We start from the raw sequence: 19853 nt of genomic DNA, 5'->3' as shown, positions 1-19853 counted from the left end.
GAGGTAGGCAGTATGTCGAAATTACAGGACATCCGGGAACTGGCACAGGAACATGCGACATCGGTGAGCAGTTCGCCAAGGGACTGGATGGGTTATATGGATACCGCAGCGAGACTATACCGGTATCCTTTTACAGACCAGTTACTGATCCACGCACAGCATCCACAGGCAACCGCCTGTGCGTCCCTGGAACTGTGGAATGAGAAGATGTTCCGCTGGGTAAACCGGGGAGCTAGGGGAATCGCCCTGCTTGACGAGAATGGTCATAATACCAGACTCCGGTATGTGTTTGATATTTCAGATACGCACATGGTGGCAGGCGGAAGAAGCCCTTACCTGTGGCAGATGCAGGAACATCAGCAGGAAGAGATTCTTACCCATCTGGCAGAAGCGTATGGTCTGGAAGAAAAAGATACAGGGACTTTATCGGATGCGTTGATGGCGGTTGCAAGGGAAATGGTCGCAGACAGTCTGGAAGAATATCTGGACGGCTTGGAATATGCAGCGGAAGGAACGTATCTGGAAGATCTGGATGAAGTTACGGTCCGCAGTGATTTCCGCCAGCTTGCAACGGACAGTGTATATTACATGCTTTGCAGACGGTGTGGTCTGGAACCGATGGAGCTTCTGGAAGAAGAGGATTTTATGCATATTACCGATTATAACCGGCTGTCTGTACTGACCTTTCTTGGAAATGCAGCAAGCCAGATCAGTGAGAGTGTTCTGATTGACATTGGAAGGACGGTACATAAAATTTCTCTGGAAGAAGCCAGAAAAGAGGTTGAAATTTCCAATGAAAGGAATTATAATAACTTTAACACGTTAATGCGTGAAAATAAGGGCGTAGAAAACAACAAAGAAGAAAATATCGAGAATGAAGGAGGAACCGACTATGGAACTGACATATCATCGCAAGGGGGATTACCTGTTTCCGAACCTGACCGTAGAGGAGGAAGAAGTGACAATAGGGAAATACGGGATGCTTCGGAGGACATTCCTGAAGGAACACAAGAACAGCCTGTATCAGAGCCTGTTCCTGACAGGAAAGCTGAACAGCCATCTGGCAGAGATCGAGAAGGCAGCACAGGAGAGGATGGACAGCCAGATGGAGAAACTGCTGAAGAACCATCCGGCACCGGACAAGGAAGCAGACCCGATGGCCTGGACAGCACATATGAACGCACTGATGGCAACAGCGGAAGAGAGCATCTTGACGGAATTGGTATACAGCTAGTTGAAGATACAAGAGAAGATGGACTGAGCAAAGCAGAGGAAGAAATTGCCTCTGCTTTATCTTTGCCCGAATATCCTATAGCAAATGAACAGAAAAGGCAGATTGGTGAAAGAGTAGCTGCTTTTTATGCCGGGGAGATTCCTATTCCGGAAAGTGTTGTGGATGATATTTTAAGGACGGGAGGAAACCGGACAGGAAGCCAGCTGCGTATCATCTATAACTTTATGAGTGAACAGTCACCGGGAGAATACACGGAGTTTGTAAAGCGTGAGTATAGAAAAGGCGGCAAAGGTTTTCAGATGGATGGAAGGGAGTATTCCGTCTGGTTTGATGAAACTGGGATGCAGATCGCAGTCGGGCATACGGTGGCAGACCAGATTCTGGATAAAGCCTTTTTATCCTGGAAAGATGTCAGCAGACGTATCCATCAGCTTTTAAATCAGGGAGAATATGCACCACAGTCTGTATTGGATGCGGCAAGAAGTAATGCAGTAAAAGAACACGCCCAGGCTCTTGCCTATATGAAAGGGGATATGGCAGAAGGAGTAGCGGAGATTGTTTTTGACGAAGAGGACTTACCACATCTTCGCAGTATCTATCCGGAGATCACAGATTATCTGGAAGAAAAATTGGAAGATCCCCAGTGGCTTTCGGAACTGAATGAAAGACTGGATGCACTGGCAGAAGCCTATGAGGAAAATCATTCCATTATGCGTTTCCATCATTATAATCCGGTCAATATCTCCAGACAGTTCCAGAAGTTTGCAGATGAAGTGATCCCATACCAGGCAAGAGAGGGATTTGCATGGAAAGAACAGCAGATGTTCATTACACAAGACGAGATCGACGCATTTCTTGTCAGAGGTGGGGCGTATTCCGAAGGCAGACTCAGGACATATTCCTTTTATCTGCTGCATGAGGATGAAAGATCGAGGACAGGTTTTATCAAGGAACAGTATGGGATCGGTGGAAGCAGTCATGCACTGTCTGGTGCCGATGATTCACACGCAAATTATGATGGAAAAGGATTGTTTCTTGCAAGAGGTGCTTATGGAAATCCATATACATCAGTTTTATTATCTTGGAATAAAGTTGCAAATAGAGTAGCTTATCTGATAAAGAATGACCAGTTCCTGCAGGCAGAAGATTATGCTCGTATGTCGGAATATGAACGGGAACAGATGGCAAACAAGGTACTCCGCTTTTATGACCGTCTTCCGGAAGAGATAGACAGACCATTTACGGATGATTTCTTCTGGGAAAAACCAGGAAAAGAAATGGTGGCAGTTTTAGAGAATCCAGAGCAGGCAGAAGAACTGTTACAGAAGATGGATGCAGCATTGGCAGTTCTGCCATTAGATTTTGAGGCATATGGGACAAACTACCAGCAGAAAACAGAACTTCTTTCAGAACTTCACCAGTATGCAGAAGGAACCTATACGATTTTCCCGACACTGGAAGCAGAACCGTCTTTTGTGGAACCATCCGGGCACCAGATGACCATGTTTGATTTCTTAGATACGAAGGCAGTGACAGAACCGACCGTAGTAGATATGTCAGATGTAGAGGAAATAGAAGAGGAAGAGGTTACTGCTGAAGAATCTATTTCAGAGAGTCAGGAGCAGGAAATAATAGAAACTTCTGAGGGACAGGAACAGAAAGAACCAGAAGAAGAGGTAACAGCTAAAACAGCAGAAGAATTGGCGGAGTCCTGGGATGAAGGTGTTTTTGAGTATCAGGGGTATCATTTTGAAGCAGTAGGGGTATTGCCGGAAGGAATAGAAGGAAAAGATCTGGTTGCACAGACCCGTTCCAATACAGAACTGCATTTATCAACCTACCATACAGAAGATTTCCCAAAGTATTCGTATGATGATTTTTATGCAGTCAGCAATGCACCGACTGCCGATGTGTTCCGGTGTCTGGAAACCGGACGCAATTATATTCCCGGAGAAAATGAACTGTTTGGATATGAGGGAGAATTCCAGCCATATTTAAAACCGGAAGTAGAAAAGATTGTAACAGAACCGCATAATTTTCGGATTCAGGATAATGACCTTGGGGCAGGCGGTCCGAAGGCAAAGTATAAGGCAAATATGGAAGCCATCCATTTGTTACAGACTTTGGAGAAAGAAGAACGTCTGGCAACACCCGAAGAACAGGAAATCTTATCCCGTTATGTTGGCTGGGGTGGTATCCCACAGGCATTTGAGGAAAATAACAGCAGCTGGGCGAATGAGTATCTGGAGTTAAAGAATACCTTATCACCAGAAGAATACAGTGCAGCAAGGGCATCGACCTTAAATGCTTTTTATACGTCCCCAACCGTGATCCGAAGTATGTATGAAGTACTGGAAAATATGGGACTGAAACAGGGAAATATTTTGGAACCGTCCTGTGGTGTCGGTAACTTTATGGGACTAATCCCTGAGAGTATGAGCAAAGCCAATATGTACGGTGTAGAACTCGACCCGGTTTCGGGAAGGATCGCAAAACAGCTTTACCAGAAAAATAAGATTGCCGTGCAGGGATTTGAGGAAACCAGTTATCCGGACAGCTTTTTCGACTGTGTGATAGGCAATGTTCCGTTTGGAGCGTATCAGGTCAGTGACCGAAGATATGACCGGCAGCATTTTATGATCCATGATTATTTTATTGCAAAATCCCTTGATCTGATCCGTCCGGGCGGCGTAGTTGCTGTGGTAACTTCCAGTGGAACGCTGGATAAGCAGAATCCGGCAGTGAGACAGTATATCGCAAACCGGGCAGAACTGCTTGGAGCTATCCGATTACCGAATAATGCGTTTCAGAGAAATGCCAATACCAGTGTTGTTTCTGATATTTTGTTTTTCCAGAAAAGGGACAGGGCATCCATTGAGGAACCGGAATGGTTAAATCTAAAGGAAATACCGGAAGGCTATTCGGTTAATGCTTATTTTGCAGAGCATCCGGAAATGGTGCTTGGTGATTTTACTACAGAAAGTACCCAGTACGGAAAGCAGGAAGTGACCGTAAAACCAAAAGAAGGCATTACCTTAGAAGAACAGTTAAAAGAAGCGATTAGGAATATCCATGGTACGATCACGGAACTGGAACTTTCGGATACAGAGCTGGAGGAGGAGGTTGTCTCTATCCCGGCAGACCCGGAGGTAAAGAATTTTAGTTTTACTGTGGTAGATGATGAAGTTTATTACCGGGAAAACTCTGTGATGAACCGCATGGAGCTTCCGGCAATGACAGCGGAACGTGTCAAAGGGATGGTGAAGATTCGTGATATTACGAATGAACTGATCCAGTGCCAGATGGAAGAGGGAAGCGATGAACAGATCACAAAGCTGCAGGGAAAACTCAATGAAGAATACGATACCTTTACAGCAAAATATGGTCTTATCAGCAGCAATGCCAATAAGCGGGCATTTAGTCAGGACAGCAGCTATTGTCTTTTGACTTCTCTGGAATTTCTGGATGATAAGGGAGAACTGAAACGGAAAGCGGATATTTTTACCAAAAGGACGATCCGCCGGGCAGAAACGGTGACTTCTGTGGATACTGCCAGTGAAGCACTTGCTGTTTCCATTGGTGAGAGGGCAGGTGTTGAACTTTCCTATATGGCACAGCTTTCCGGGAAAACAGAAGCAGAGCTTACCGAAGAACTGGCAGGGGTGATCTTTAAGAATCCGATCAGTGAAAAATGGGAGCCGTCGGATGAATATCTTTCTGGAAATGTGAGGGAGAAACTGCAGATCGCAAAACAGTTTGCAGAAGATCACCCGGAATATCAGGTGAATGTGCAGTATTTGGAGCAGGTACAGCCAAAAGATCTGGATGCATCAGAGATTGAAGCAAGACTTGGGGCAACCTGGATCTCCGAGGATTACATTACACGGTTCATGGCAGAAACATTCCATACACCAAGATATTATGTAGGGAGCAAGGTCAAAGTCCAGTATGCCGAAGTGACCGGACAGTGGAATGTTATGGGAAAAAATGTGGACAGCTACGGAAATGCCCTTGTTACTTCCACATATGGAACACAGAGAGCCAATGCCTACCGCCTTTTGGAAGATGCCTTAAACCTTAGAGATACCAAGATTTATGACACGGTACAGGATGCCGATGGGGAACACCGGGAATTAAATCGGAAGGAAACGATGCTGGCACAGCAGAAGCAGGAGCTGATCAAAGAGGAATTTAAGGAGTGGATATTTAAAGACCTGCACCGACGGGAAGATCTCTGTAAAATTTATAATGAACGATTTAACAGCATCCGTCCACGGGAATATGATGGAAGCCATATTCAGTTTGTCGGCATGAACCCGGAGATCACCTTGATGCCGCATCAGAAAAACGCAGTGGCTCATGTGCTGTATGGAAATAATACGTTATTGGCTCATTGCGTAGGAGCAGGAAAGACGTTCCAGATGATCGCAGCCGGTATGGAATCAAAACGGCTGGGACTCTCACAAAAGAATCTTTATGTTGTGCCAAACCATCTGACCGAGCAGTGGGGCAGTGATTTCCTACGTCTCTATCCGGGAGCAAATATCCTGGTGGCAACGAAGAAAGACTTTGAGCCGGCAAACCGAAAACGGTTCTGTTCCCGTATTGCGACAGGGGATTATGATGCCGTGATCATCGGCCATACGCAGTTTGAGAAAATCCCTCTTTCAAGAGAACGGCAGATTGCCATGCTGGAAGATCAGATCGCAGATATTACGTTTTCCATTGAAGAAGCGGCACATCAGGCAGGGCAGAATTATACCATCAAGCAGTTGGAAAAAACAAAGAAGAGTCTGCAGGCGAGGATGAAGAAACTCAATGACCAGACCAGAAAGGATGATGTGGTAACTTTTGAGCAGTTGGGTGTAGACCGGCTGTTTGTGGATGAGAGCCATAGTTTTAAGAACCTTTTTTTGTATACAAAAATGCGGAATGTGGCGGGTATCTCACAGACGGATGCACAGAAAAGTTCGGATATGTTTATGAAATGCCGGTATATGGATGAACTGACAGGCGGCAGAGGAATCACCTTTGCTACAGGTACTCCTGTATCAAATAGTATGACCGAGCTTTACACTATCATGCGTTATCTCCAGTATGACACACTCATGCGTATGGGTATGGGACACTTTGATTCCTGGGCGGCAACGTTTGGGGAGACAGTAACCGCAATCGAATTATCACCGGAAGGAACGGGCTATCGTGCGAAAACACGGTTTGCCCGTTTTTTTAATCTTCCAGAGCTGATCTCCATTTTTAAGGAAGCTGCGGATATTCAGACATCGGATATGCTGAATCTTCCTGTACCGGAAGCAGAGTTTATCAATGAAGTCTTAAAACCAAGTGAAGAACAGCAGGAAATGGTCAGTGCCTTTTCGGAACGTGCGGAAGAAGTAAGAGCCGGTCTTGTGAATCCAACGGTGGACAACATGCTCAAGATTACCAATGACGGAAGAAAATGTGCATTGGATCAGAGGCTATTAAATGAACTCCTTCCGGATGCAGAAAAAAGCAAGGTCAATACCTGTGTGGAAAATGCTTTTCAGGTATGGGACGAGGGAAAAGCAGATCGGACAACACAGCTGATCTTCTGTGACTTGTCTACTCCAAAAGGGGATGGGACTTTCAATGTATATGATGATGTCCGAAACAAACTGGTTGCCAGGGGAATCCCGAAAGAAGAGATTGCGTTTATCCATGAATACAACACGGAGACAAAGAAAGCAGATTTGTTTGCAAAGGTACGGGCCGGGCAGGTGAGAATCCTTATGGGTTCCACTCCAAAACTCGGTGCTGGTACCAACGTACAGGACAGGCTCATTGCCCTCCATCACCTTGACTGTCCGTGGAAGCCGTCTGATCTGGAACAGCAGGAAGGACGTATTTTAAGACAGGGAAACCAGAATGACAAAGTAAAGATATTCCGGTATGTGACGGAGAACACTTTTGATGCGTATATGTGGCAGATTTTGGAGAATAAGCAGAAGTTCATCAGCCAGATCATGACCAGTAAATCACCAGTCAGGGCTTGTGAAGATGTGGATGATACGGCACTGTCCTATGCGGAAATAAAGGCACTTGCCACAGGCAATCCGTACATTAAAGAAAAAATGGATCTGGATGTGCAGGTGAGTAAGCTGAAACTCTTAAAGGCAAACCATACCAGTCAGATTTACCGTCTGGAATCCGATATTGCAAAGAATTTCCCGGTACAGATCAGTGCATTGAAAGAGCGGATTGCCGGGATGCAGGTGGATTCGCAGGTAGTAAAAAGCGTGGATTTACAGGATAATGACACGTTTGCCATGACGGTAGGGAATGTTCTTTATGAAGATAAGAAAGAAGCAGGCGAAGCGTTGATTGCCGCCTGTGCAGGGTTAAAAACCGTCAGCACCGGCGGAAAAGTTGGGGAATATCATGGGTTTACGTTATCTGCTTCCTACAATATGTTTTCCAATGCGTTTGAACTGACGATCAAAGGAAAATGCTCTTATAAGCTGGAGATTGGAAAAGACCCGGTAGGAAATATGCAGCGTATCCATAACACCCTTTCTTCTATCGACAGGAAGCTGACGGAAAGTGAGCAGAAATTGGAAACTGTACAACAGCAGCTTGCTACTGCACAGGAAGAGGTAAAGAAGCCATTCCCGAAAGAAGCAGAGCTGAATGAAAAGATGGAACGATTATCCGAGTTAAATGCCCTGCTGAACATGGATGAAAAGGGTAATGAGACGATTATGGCAGATGAGGATATTGGCAGAGAAGGAAGCAGCACAGACAGCAGGGATGCCGTAGAAGAAAAAGAACTTCCGGAAACAGCAGACAGAATCCATAAGCCGTCTATTCTGGAACGCTTAAAACAGGAGAAGGCACAGCAGAATACAGCGGAACCGACCGTTACACAGAAAGCTGCAAAGAAAAAACACGAACAGGAGTTATAAAAGATGTCCCGTCAGAGTTTTCTCTGGCGGGACATAAAATGGAGGGTTTGTTTATGGCAAATAATATAGAAAAACAGTTAAAAGAAATATCGGAACGGCTGGAGCAGGGAGTAAAAGAAATCTTTACTTCGGAGAGATATACCGAATATCTGAATACCATGTCAAAGTTCCACAATTACAGCTTTAATAACACGCTGCTGATCACCATGCAGAAACCGGAAGCAACACTGGTGGCCGGGTATCATGCATGGCAGAAGAAATTTAACCGTCATGTAAAACGTGGAGAGAAAGGAATCCAGATCATCGCACCAGCACCGATACGGGAGAAACAGGAGATTGAAAAGATCGACCCGGTAACAAAAGAGCCTGTGATCGGGGATGATGGACAGCCGGAAACAGAGATCGTGGAGATGGTGATACCGAGATTCCGTGTAACGACAGTGTTTGATGTCAGCCAGACAGAGGGGGAACCGATCGCAGAACTGGAGGTGCCGGAGCTTACCGGAAGTGTACAGTTTTATGATACGTTCATGCAGGCATTGCAGAATATTTCTCCTGTGCCGATCCGTATGATGAATGTGGAAGGGGATGCAAAAGGCTATTATCACCAGACAGAAAAATATATTGCGATAAAGGAAGATATGAGTAATGTACAGACGATGAAAACCGGAGTCCATGAGGTGAGCCACGCATTGCTGCATGACCGGGAAGTAATGGATGCGGAAGGAGTCTTAAAAGACCAGACAACAAAGGAAGTGGAAGCAGAAAGTATTGCTTATATTGTCTGCAACCATTTTGGTCTGGATACTTCAGAATATTCGTTTACCTATATCGCCAGCTGGTGCGAGAGCAGGGATATGAAGGCGTTGAAAGCATCTATGGATACCATCCGAAAAACATCGGCAGAGATCATTGAGAATATCGAGGCACAGATGTACGAGTTGGAAATGGAAAGACCAATCCGGGATACCTTCCATAAGGAAGATTTGATTCTGCATCTTTCGGGCAGCATGGGTTCCGAGTTTACTTATGATCTGATCGAAAATATGAGCAGGGAACAGTTAGAACAGAATGTGGGTGAATACGTCCGCCTTCTGGAAAGTGGTGAGATAGAGGAAAATGAGAAACCACTGGAAAGTTTTCTGGAAGAAAAAGGTGCTGCCGTCACACCACTCTATGACAGCAGTGGGCACGGAGAGAACTATCCGATTGATTTTTATGATGTGGAATATGATGCTGACACAGGCGTTACTTATTTTTCTGACCTTTCTCCGAAAGAGCAGGCAGAGATGTTGGTGCATAAAGCAGAGTTTCCAAGAAATATTTTTTCAGAAGAAGAAAAGGCATTTGTAAATGAATATGCAGAAACTTTCCCCGGACGGGTGGAAAGACTGAATGACCTGGTATGGGACATGAGGGAATCTTACGATGAAGCCGGTTCAAAGCTAGTGTATGAAGTAATCCAGGCAGCAAGGGCAAACTTCCCAGTGAAAGAACCGGAGATTGTAGAAGAAACAGCCATGCAGTATGCTCACCGTCTGATTGAAACGGCAGAAGCTGCAAATACAGGAAATTTCACAGATTCCCAGAGAAATCTTATTGTGAATTTTGCATATAAGATGGATGACAAAGACGAAGTGCTTGGACTGGTGAACCGTATGATGACCGCAATCCGCAGACCGGGAAGTGAATATACGAGAAGCCTTATGAATGAAACACAGGCACAGATTGACAATTTCCCGGATGGCATGATCGGTTTTACGGAAATGCACGAGGCAGGAATTCAGTTAGACCATATGCTCCCGCTTACGAAAGACCGGGCATATGAACTGTACCGTGGAGGGGCAGAAATTTATATCTTACACGGAAATCCAGAGAATCCACAACGGGCAGAACAGATGCTTGTGGAGACGGAAAGTGAGATCCTTGGATATGACGGTATCTTTGGAATCACAGAAACAGAATGGGAAGTGCAGAAAGAGAGAGAAATATCTGCTACAAAACAGGAAGCACTGGTACAGCAGAGTGCAGAAAAGATTGATGAGACACTTCTTCTGCATGGAGAAAGCAGAAGGTTTGCCATTTATCAGATGGATACCGGAGATGAGCATACTTATCAGTTTATGGGAATGGAATCCGCAAAGAGTCTGGGCTATACCATTGACGGAAAGGATTACAGGATGGTTTATGCAGCACCGTGGATGCCAACGATCACGTTAGACAATATATTTGAACGCTTTAACATTGACCGACCGGAAGATTTCCGTGGCCATTCCTTATCGGTAAGTGATGTGATCGTGATAAACAGGGGTGCAGAGATCACAGCCTATTATGTAGATTCTTTTGGATTTCAGGAACTTCCGGAGTTTGTCCAGCAGAGAATGAACATGCTGGAACATAATTCCGTCAGGGCATATCCGCCAGTTTATAAAGGAACATTGGAACAGGCAATGGGAGAACGGGATGTGGATGCTTATCTGGATTCCAGAAAGTTAAACCTGGACTGTAAGAAAGCAATCGAAGAAGCCATCCGGGAGAATTTTGACGGGCTGCACTTAAAGCAGGATGCGGCAAAAGAAGTCGTGGAACGCTTCGGGGAAGAACGTATGAATTTTGTTATGGCAAATACCATCCGTGAACTTTCCCATGATGGAAGATTTTCCAGACAGAACAAAGACTGGGCGGAGCATATCGAAGTCCCGGAAAATGTCAGCCGGGGTAGAAATCTGAACCTGGATTATGTGATCGAAAGCCACCCGGCAGTTTTAGATGGGTTTATCGACATGGCAAGAGCTGAGATCCGGATGCAGAGGATAGAACAGGCGATAGGAGAAAACGAAGTGACAATCACGGCAGAGACAAGAGGATATGAAGCAGAAGGACATAACGGGACATGGCATACGGTTGATGAAAAGGAATATGCGGGGGAGAAGTTCTTCTTAATGGAACATGATGAATTTGGCTCCGATGTGGCAGGGATTATCGTAGCAGAAAATGGACAGCTTGTAGCGGAGGATTTATGGAATGGGTTTGATGCAGGAGCGTTAGAAGCTGTATCAGAATATTTGCAGGAAAATGGAACAACACTTTATGACTTGACGGAATTCCCGAAAGATTCTGTTGTAACCCTGCGGAGTGGACAGACACTTACAATCGAAGAAATACAGGCAGTACAGAAAGATACCTGGGAAGAAACGATGGCAGGAAAAAATGAATCTGGAACGGATGTCCGGTTTAATTTCCATGCAGTCAGTGAGGTGCAGCTGCCAGAAGGCATAAAGTTGAAAATGCCAGAGATTCATTACGTTGATAATTTTTATGTGATGGAAGATGTAAATGCAGAGGGTGTAGTAAAAGTAAACCGGTATGAATCACTGGATGAAGCGATGCAGGAATATTTACGCCTGCCAAATCATCAGGAAAAAGTGCTTGGTATCCAGAATACGGAAACAATGCAGGAAAGCATGGATTTTATCCGATGTGAAAACGGAATAGATCAGCTGACCCATGCATATGAACAGATCGGAGGGTGGCTGAATCCGGAAATATATGAAGCGGTAAATAAAATGGAAAATATGCTGGACTGGAATGAGGTACAGATTGCATATCAGATTGGAAAACAATACTTTACAATCCAGACTGCTGAAGATGGCTATGATTATACATTTTACAATGAAGATTATCAGGAGGATGATGGAGGAATCTATGACAATCCGACAATTTATGTAGATGAAGCTGCCAGTGATATTTTGGAAGATAAAGGGTACTCATTGGAAGACGCAAAAGTAGTGGATTATGAAGAACTGATGGCAGATGTGGAAGAAGTTCAGGAAGAACAGATGCAGCGGATACAATTAGAAAAAAACTGCCCAGCAAGTATTTTTGAAGGATTTCGCAGGGAAGAAGCAATGCAAACCTATGAAGGAATCGCAATGCAGTTTATCAGGAGTAAAGGGTATCTGACCATACAGGCAACAGAAGAAGGATATTCGTTTATTTTTTATGACTCTGATCTGCATGAAATCCAGAGTGGTGATTACGATAATCCAGACGCATCCATTCAGGAAGCTGCTTATGAAATCCTTAAAAGTGAAAGAATGGATGACCTGGAATGTGTCAAAGTGGATTATAAAGAATTTGAAGAAATGACGATCCAGCACTCTAAGGATTTATTGCAGGAGGGGGAACTTCGTGCGACTTCTGAGATTGGAAGAAATGAACTGGCATTAAATAGCTTGAGCAGGGCAGAAGTTGAAAGAGGTGTCCTGTATCATGCACAGGCAGTATTAGAAGATATGGGAATGGAACAGGAGGTAGAGCTGCTTGCTGCAAGAGTGTATGGTTCCAGAAGCAGACAAGACCTCTACCGGGAAGATTCTGACCTTGATGTGGTTCTTTCCTATAAAGGTGATATTCGAGAAGATAGCTTTTTCAATGCCTTAAATGAATCTGGTATAGCGATGGCAGGAATTAAGGTGGATATTAACCCGATTGCAGAGGAGCGAATCACTCTGGCAGAGTATATAAAAGAATCCGAAAAATATCTTGACCAGCAGGAGATTAAAAAGCTCGCTGTGGACCTGGATAATTTTAGCTATGACGTTGATACCTATGAGTATAACGATACAGTTGAAAATAGAGAAGAACAGGTGGAAAAACTCACGGAGGATATTTTGAATAAGAAAACAGAAACTATCAAGGACTGGCTGCTTGAGGTATCCGAGGAATCCGATATAGACAGCGATGTTATAACTGCCCGTTCTTTACTTTCCCGTCTGGAAGATACAGAGCGATTTTCTATTTTTGACAAACAGCCGGAGCAGGAACAGCCAGAAGCCACGATCAGTTTTTATGTCGCAGAGTGCATGGAGTTTCCGGTCATGGGAGAGTACCATAACAACCTCACTTTAGAAGAAGCCATTAAAATATATGAGAGTATCCCAGCAGAGAGACTGCATGGGATTAAAGGAATCGGATTTGATCTGCAAGATGGTGATGAAAATTATTCCGGAGAATATGAGTTGATGAGTGCAGACCGGATACGGCGTGATCTGATAGATATGATTCCACACTATAAAGAAAGCCCTCTGGTGCAGAAAGCAATCGCAGACATGGAAAAGTATCTGGATGAAAAGCATGGAAGGGTAAAGGAAACGGAATATACGACAGAAACAGTAATAGGAAGTGGACAGAAACCTTCTGCGGTTGCGGCAGACAGAAGGGCAGAGCAGGAACCGGTATCTGTAAATCGGAGCCAGCCACAAAAGGCAGAACCTGCAAGCAGAGCAAAAGGTGAAGTGAAGAAATCTGTGCTGCAGTCTTTAAAAGATTTTCAGGCAAGGGCAAAAGCACAGGAGCAGAATAAGACAACGGAGAAATCCAAGACACATAAGAAGGGAGAAGTGGAATTATGATGGATTTGGCGATGAACTTTGATGCGGATGAATGTTTAGTAACAGCAATGTTTGATAAAGGAAACAGAAATGACACGATGGAGGCAATCGATCATATCATTCCTTTTCTGAAAGGCGATGCAGATATGATCGGGCTTGTCTGCAATACCATAAGAAAACTGTTCTGTATGAGCGATGAAGGATATGAAGTTTTTCTTATGGATCTGGAAGAATATAAAATGGAACTGGAAGAGGAGGACGAAGAATGAGTACAAGTCAGTGTGCAGTATATCAGGTAAAAGATACCCCAGAGTACCGGGATGTGCGTTTCCGTTCTTACGAGAAACTGAAAAGCGAAGGAAGAACAGTCCAGATAGAAAACTATCAGCAGGTGTACATTGGAAGAATCCAGCCGGGGGAAACTCCGGCTGATATTAAACTCCGTTTACAGAAGCAACGACCGAAGAACTTCAAAGGTCATTCCATCGGTTGCAGCGATGTGATCATCATTACCGATGATGGAAAAACCACAGCTTACTATGTCAACAAAGATGGTTTTATCATCATTCCGGAATTTCTCACAATCAAAAGTTCTTCCGATACCAGACTTTCCATTGATACGATCGGGTACGAAATCGAAGGAAAGAAAGGGACATGGCTTGCACAGGATTATATCCTGATGAACGAAAAGAAATGGTTTCTGATGGAACATGAGGAGTATGGGACAAGAGCAGCCTATGTGATTCTCAGTGAAGAAGGTACCGTAGTTATGAATGACTGTTACAACGGCTTTGATGAAGAAGCCAGACGGAACATCCAGAATTTCATGCAGCAACAGGCAGAGCAGGCACAGCAAAAACAACAGGAAATGCAGGCACAAGCCCAGACCGGACAGACACAATCTGGAGAAACACAAAAGAAGAAACCAGAGCTGGCAAACTGGCAGAAGGTTATGGATAATGGAGAATATCTTCGCAGTGCAGAGATGGCAGAAGAAGCCAACTATAATATGATTGACGGACTGATGAATAACACTCCAAAGAAAAAGGATAAGAACGCTCCACGGAGATCGGTACTTAAACGGCTCCGAAATCATCAGAAGAAGATAGCCAGTCAAGGGAAAGGACAGCCACAGCAACAGAAGGCGATGGAAGAAGAGATGGAAAGGAAGAAGAAGTAAAAAAGTCTTGCCGGAATTTTTGAGGGCAATATATAAAAAATGGTTGATTTTTTCTCTCAAATATCATATCATAACACTAACAGGACTCCCCGCACCTCTCACGCAAGTGATGTGTCCCATGGGGAGACATTTTTATTTTTGGAGAAATAATGGTGAATACAAGTGAAACTAAAAATGAAAAGTTGCAAAATAATGAAGCAACTGTACAGGTAATGAAACAACCGAAAACCTTTGCTCAACAAGTCGAAATTATTAAAGAAAAGGGTTTTATTATAGATAATGATACAGAATGTATCGGATTTTTAAAACAGGCGAATTATTATAGATTATCTGCTTATTTCCTTCCGTTTAGAAAAAAGGATGGGACGTATTTTTCAAATATAAACTTTCACAGAATTCAAAGAATCTATGAATTTGACAGTAGATTGCGTGGTGTATTATTTAATTATATAGAAAAAGTTGAATTATATTTAAGAACGCAATTAGCCTATTACAGTGGACATGTTCATGGGGCTTTAGGATATATGGATGGGGCTATTTACAATGACAGGCACAATCATGAAAAGTTCGTGAAACTGTTAAATGTATGTATAGAGGAAAATAAAAGTACATCAGTAGTTCAGCACCATAAAGAAAAGTATGGCGGAAATTTTCCTATATGGGTTATTGTTGAATTTTTTTCAATGGGAATGTTGTCCTACTTTTATGCGGATTTGCAGTCTGGTGACCAGAAATATTTAGCAAAAGAATTATATGGTACATCAGTGGCCTGTTTAAAAAGCTGGTTACGTTGCATCACTGATTTAAGAAACCGTTGTGCACATTATTCAAGGCTGTATTATTGGTCATTTCCCGCATTACCCAAAATGCCAAGGGAATTAGAAATGTCACCAAACAGAAAATTGTTTTCACAAATACTTGTATTAAAATTATTATATCCAAATAAAAAAGAATGGATCAACAAAGTCTTGATAGAATTAAAAGCTATTGTAGAAGAATATGAGAATGATATATCATTGAGACATATAGGGTTTCCAGAAGATTGGTATGAGCAGTTAGAAAAATAGAGATATATTTTTAGGGACAGAGGAACAATCTGTCCCTTTTAATGTGTCTCTATAAATTTGGCTCTTTTCTATCATGTAGTTGCTCGTAATTCTTCTTAAGAATCATATCAATATTAGCAGACACAGTGCGAAGTTCCCGTTCATAATCCCGGTGATTAAAAAAATCTTCACGCTGTCTATTCCTCAATTCAACAAGCCGGTCCTTTTCAGCATATAGAGCTTTCATGGAAGGCAATTTATTCCCGCCAGATTTTTCTTTGAGTGTTCGGAGAGCTGTGTCATACAGGGAAAGTTCTGCCTGGTGTTCTTCATAAAATTTCTCCTTGTTTCGGCTTTTGCGATAATCTGCGTACACATTTTTATATGCCAGATATTGTCCGGTAAAATGAATCTGCTCATTCATATCTTTAAGTTGCTGTTCAGTATCTTTTAAAGATTTTCTGGAAGCACTGGTCTGGTCTGATGCTTGATCGAGTGTTGCATGGAAATCATCAAGAGAATCATAGCCATGTTCCTGTATGTAGGCAACAGTCTGAGCCATCTGCTTTAAATTGGTGAGCTTTACTTTTTGAGCATAGGCTTCGCTCTGCTGTGCTTTAATACAGGTTTGCAGATCTATGACAAGCCGGAGATCTGATTTTATGAAAATGAATGGTGCAGGGATAGCAGAAGTATCGGAGAAAGGAACAGTTGGCGAATCTGTGGAAGTATTCGGAGTTTGCTGTTCCAGAATTTCTTCTTTCTGTTCTTTATGGGATTTTGTGTTTTCCTCAAATGTTTTCAAGAGAAAATCTTCTGTGTATCTGGTTCCAAGATTTCTTCCAGTGATATATTTTTTTCTGCCAGGGTGAAGATAGCTGTACCGGTTTCGACTGATTTTGAAGATAATGTGATATTTTTCATCAAGGATTTTTGAAAATTCTTCTGGTGATCGGGCGGTACTTGCAGCATCATCAATAGCGTCACGAAGAAATTGTTTCTCTGTCTGGTAACGAGTTCCCTTTGGAGTGATTCCATCTTCTTTCATTTTCTGATTTAACTTATCGAGTTTTTCCTGTCCCCGGCGTTGTGCCCAATATTCTTTTTCTGTGATTTTTCTTTCAGCAGGAGTGAGCAGATCAACCTGATGTAGTCCTTCTTTTTTACACATATCCATAACTTCCTGTTTTAAATGGATAAGGTATGCTGTGCTTAGATGGTGCTTGTATCCGGCTTTTGCTTCACAGTCAAATTCCATATAGGGTTCTTGTGGTATGTCATATTTACGGAGACTGTTGATTACGATGTGTACATGGATATTTCCACTTTCGTTATGACCATCGGTATGAGTGCAGACTAAAGCCTGATGACCAGGAAAGTTTTTCTTTGCAAAAGTCAATCCGAGTTGCTGGGCACGTTCACCGGTCAATCCACATTCATCTCTGTCTTTCGGGTCGAAGCTAATGATATAGTGATGGGATTTTATCTCATTGAAGTTTTTGTTCTTGTGGTAGTAGCTGTTCAGTTCCTGACATTCCGATGCAAAAGTGAATGGATCACAGTTCAGACCGTCCAGATAACATTCTTCTCTCAATATCATATGCCCTTCTTCATCAAGAATCGGTTTTCGGGTATACTCGTTGTGTTGGAAGATAAGATACCGTTCCGATTCTCCATAGTCAGAGTTTTTGCTTGCGATATGTTTAATTACTGCCACGGAAATCACCTGCCATTTTCATCACTTCATACTTCATTTCATAAATATCCCGAAGGGACTTTCTGATTTCATTTTTCATTTCAGTGGAGATAATTCCACCCTGGTTAAAATACCGGGCAATCTGATTTAAGTTGCTGCCAATCTTACCAAACTCGCTAATAAGTTTTTTTATTTCGGGGACATCTGCGGTAATTTCGTATTTGATGATGACTTTCTGGTTGTCCAGGGCACTTCGGACAAAATCAGAAACCGTCATGCGGTTAGCCTTGGCTCTTTCTGCAAGAAGATCATATTCAGTTTCATTCATGCGTAAATGCACATCTTTAGTTTTTGCAAGAGTTTCCTCTTTCTTAGGTCTTGTCATTGATAACTTCCTTTCTTACGTGGTAGTGGTTTCATAAGAAAATCCAAATTTCGTAGCCTGCTGGGAAAGTGAGTGATGAAAAATTATCGCACTGTGACCATGTAAATGGAAACCAATACACATATCTGTGATTGTGGGCGAGGGTATGGGGAAACGAAATCCCCATCAAGTTGCAAGTGGTCAATAGCCCGGAAAGGGTTATTGTGCTACGTTGCGAAACTTGCTCTGGAAGAGTGGCATCTAATATAAAGCCAAATCGGATGGAAATTTGAGAACAATTTAAAATATAAAAAAACGGAAATCTTATCCCGAATTAGGCTGGAATAATTAGAAAGCATATTGATAGTTCGGAAAAATGATGATATAATAAAGTAAGTTGCGACTAACTAAAAGAGCCGAGGCATGATTATGTCAACAGTTAGTCTATAAATAATTGAAGAAAGGAATTTGCATATATATATTTTATACATAGGCTAGAAAAAACTAATTAAAATTAGCTGCTTCGAACATGCTGATTGTTAATATGAAAGATTATTGAATAAGGAGTGCCGATGAACATTAAATTAGTAAAAAATTATAATCAAATACGTCCAGATAGGGCTACGTTATTTTGTTTTCCCTTTGCTGGAGGAGGAGCGTCTGCATACAACTCTTGGGTTCAAAAAATGAAAGACAAAGTAACCGTTTGTCCGATTCAACTTCCAGGAAGGGAAGAGAGGATTATGGAGAAGCCATATAACAATATGACAGATATGCTGGATGAATTGGAAGAAACTATATGGAAATGCATACGGGGACCATATGCATTTTGGGGACACAGTATGGGCGGAAAGATTGCCTATGAGTTAGAAAAAAGACTGGAAAAGAGAGGAAAGACAGCCCAATGTTTTTTGGTGTCCGGAAGCCGTATCCCAAGTATCCCAGAACGAAATCCAATCTATCATCTTCCTGACGATGAATTTAAAAAAGCGCTCGGAAGATTCGAAGGGACACCAAAGGAAATACTGGAGAATCAGGAACTTCTGGATTTCTTTTTGCCTATGCTGCGGGCTGATTTTACGATGGACGAAACCTATCATGATAAGAAACTTACTGTCTTGCAAAGCCCGATTGAAGCATTTGGAGGACGGAAAGACCGCGAAGCAGATGAAGAAGCGATGAAAGAGTGGAGAAAATATACAAAGAGGGCTTTCCACTGCCATATGTTTGAAGGTGGGCATTTTTACATCCGGGAACAGGAAGAAGATGTCCTGTCAGAAGTACAGAAATGCCTTCTGGGTGTTCCAGATGAAAATTGAATCATACGGAAACCGGGAACTTATGCATATGGGAAAGCTGGAACTGCATACAGGGGAGGTACACATCTGGAAACTCCGATGGAGAGAACTGGAAACATTTTGGGAGTGGCATAAGCCTCTTTTGGAAAAGGAAGAATACCAGAAAGTGAAACATTATCATTTTTATGAAGATCAGATGCGTTACCTTACAGGAAAGATTGCTGTGAGAATGTTATTGAAAGAATATTCAGGCGTGGACAAGATTGTTTTGAGAAAAGGAAAATACGGGAAACTGTACTGGAAAGCGCCGCCTGGACAAAAGGAAATCACATTTAACCTTTCGCATTCTGGAGAATGGGTACTGACAATATTTGCTTGCCAACAGGCTGTGGGAATCGATGTGCAGAAAATAGGAGAAATTCCTGAATATATGGAAATTGCCGAAAAGTTTTTTGCAACAGAAGAAGCGGCGGAAATCCGGGAAGCGGGAAATTCCGAACGGTTCTATCATTACTGGGCAGCAAAAGAGGCATATCTCAAAGCGTTGGGAATCGGCTTAAATCGGGGAATGGGCTTCTTTTCTGTCAGGGGGAACAGGATTATAGAAAATGGAAAAGTAAAATCTGGATGGAAATTATATCCGATTCTGATAAAAGATTATGCCGCATATGCGGCGGTACAGGAGAAAGGAAGGTAATACA

At 42.8% G+C, this 19853-nt stretch carries 9 protein-coding genes; 7 read left to right on the top strand and 2 right to left on the bottom strand.

Translation table 11 applies throughout. The features are described 5' to 3' along the window. Nucleotides 1–12 precede the first annotated feature (12 nt). From LKD42_RS15290 to LKD42_RS00465, 5 genes are all read left to right on the top strand, one after another. Complete coding sequence (locus LKD42_RS15290; protein WP_331464728.1) at nt 13–8175, top strand: DEAD/DEAH box helicase family protein; 8163 nt, start codon at nt 13–15, stop codon at nt 8173–8175. Nucleotides 8176–8228: 53 nt separating this feature from the next. Continuing rightward, a complete protein-coding gene (locus tag LKD42_RS00480) occupies nt 8229–13589 on the top strand; it encodes a DUF3849 domain-containing protein (RefSeq protein ID WP_227567350.1) in 5361 nt (1786 codons plus the stop codon). Further along, nucleotides 13586–13837 (top strand): transposon-transfer assisting family protein, encoded by a 252-nt coding sequence (locus LKD42_RS00475; RefSeq protein ID WP_004613327.1) that lies wholly within the window; start codon nt 13586–13588, stop codon nt 13835–13837. The genes LKD42_RS00480 and LKD42_RS00475 overlap by 4 nt, the downstream gene beginning before the upstream one ends. After that, entirely contained in the window at nt 13834–14748 is a 915-nt protein-coding gene (locus LKD42_RS00470) for a YodL domain-containing protein (RefSeq protein WP_144094950.1), read from the top strand. The genes LKD42_RS00475 and LKD42_RS00470 overlap by 4 nt, the downstream gene beginning before the upstream one ends. A gap of 149 nt (nt 14749–14897) precedes the next feature. Continuing rightward, the gene (locus tag LKD42_RS00465; protein WP_005338446.1) at nt 14898–15815 is read left to right on the top strand and encodes an Abi family protein; all 918 of its coding nucleotides are present in this window, start codon (nt 14898–14900) and stop codon (nt 15813–15815) included. Between the two features lie 49 nt (nt 15816–15864). Here the strand turns inward: LKD42_RS00465 and LKD42_RS00460 are convergent, their stop codons facing one another. Continuing rightward, nucleotides 15865–17511 (bottom strand): relaxase/mobilization nuclease domain-containing protein, encoded by a 1647-nt coding sequence (locus LKD42_RS00460; protein ID WP_144094952.1) that lies wholly within the window; start codon nt 17509–17511, stop codon nt 15865–15867. Then, nucleotides 17498–17875 carry a plasmid mobilization protein gene (locus tag LKD42_RS00455; protein ID WP_005338443.1) on the bottom strand — a complete coding sequence of 126 codons (378 nt, stop codon included), beginning with the start codon at nt 17873–17875 and terminating at the stop codon, nt 17498–17500. The genes LKD42_RS00460 and LKD42_RS00455 overlap by 14 nt, the downstream gene beginning before the upstream one ends. A gap of 551 nt (nt 17876–18426) precedes the next feature. Here LKD42_RS00455 and LKD42_RS00450 point away from each other — a divergent pair. After that, on the top strand, nt 18427–19173 hold the full coding sequence (locus LKD42_RS00450) for a thioesterase II family protein (protein WP_144094954.1): 747 nt from the start codon (nt 18427–18429) through the stop codon (nt 19171–19173). Then, complete coding sequence (locus LKD42_RS00445) at nt 19163–19849, top strand: 4'-phosphopantetheinyl transferase family protein (RefSeq protein WP_173681810.1); 687 nt, start codon at nt 19163–19165, stop codon at nt 19847–19849. The genes LKD42_RS00450 and LKD42_RS00445 overlap by 11 nt, the downstream gene beginning before the upstream one ends. Nucleotides 19850–19853: the final 4 nt, after the last annotated feature.

Source organism: Hominisplanchenecus faecis (genome assembly GCF_020687205.1).
In the GTDB taxonomy this organism is placed as follows: Bacteria; Bacillota; Clostridia; order Lachnospirales; family Lachnospiraceae; genus Hominisplanchenecus; species Hominisplanchenecus faecis.
Note: the sequence above shows the minus strand (reverse complement) of the source record. Positions and strands in the feature narration are given on the sequence as shown.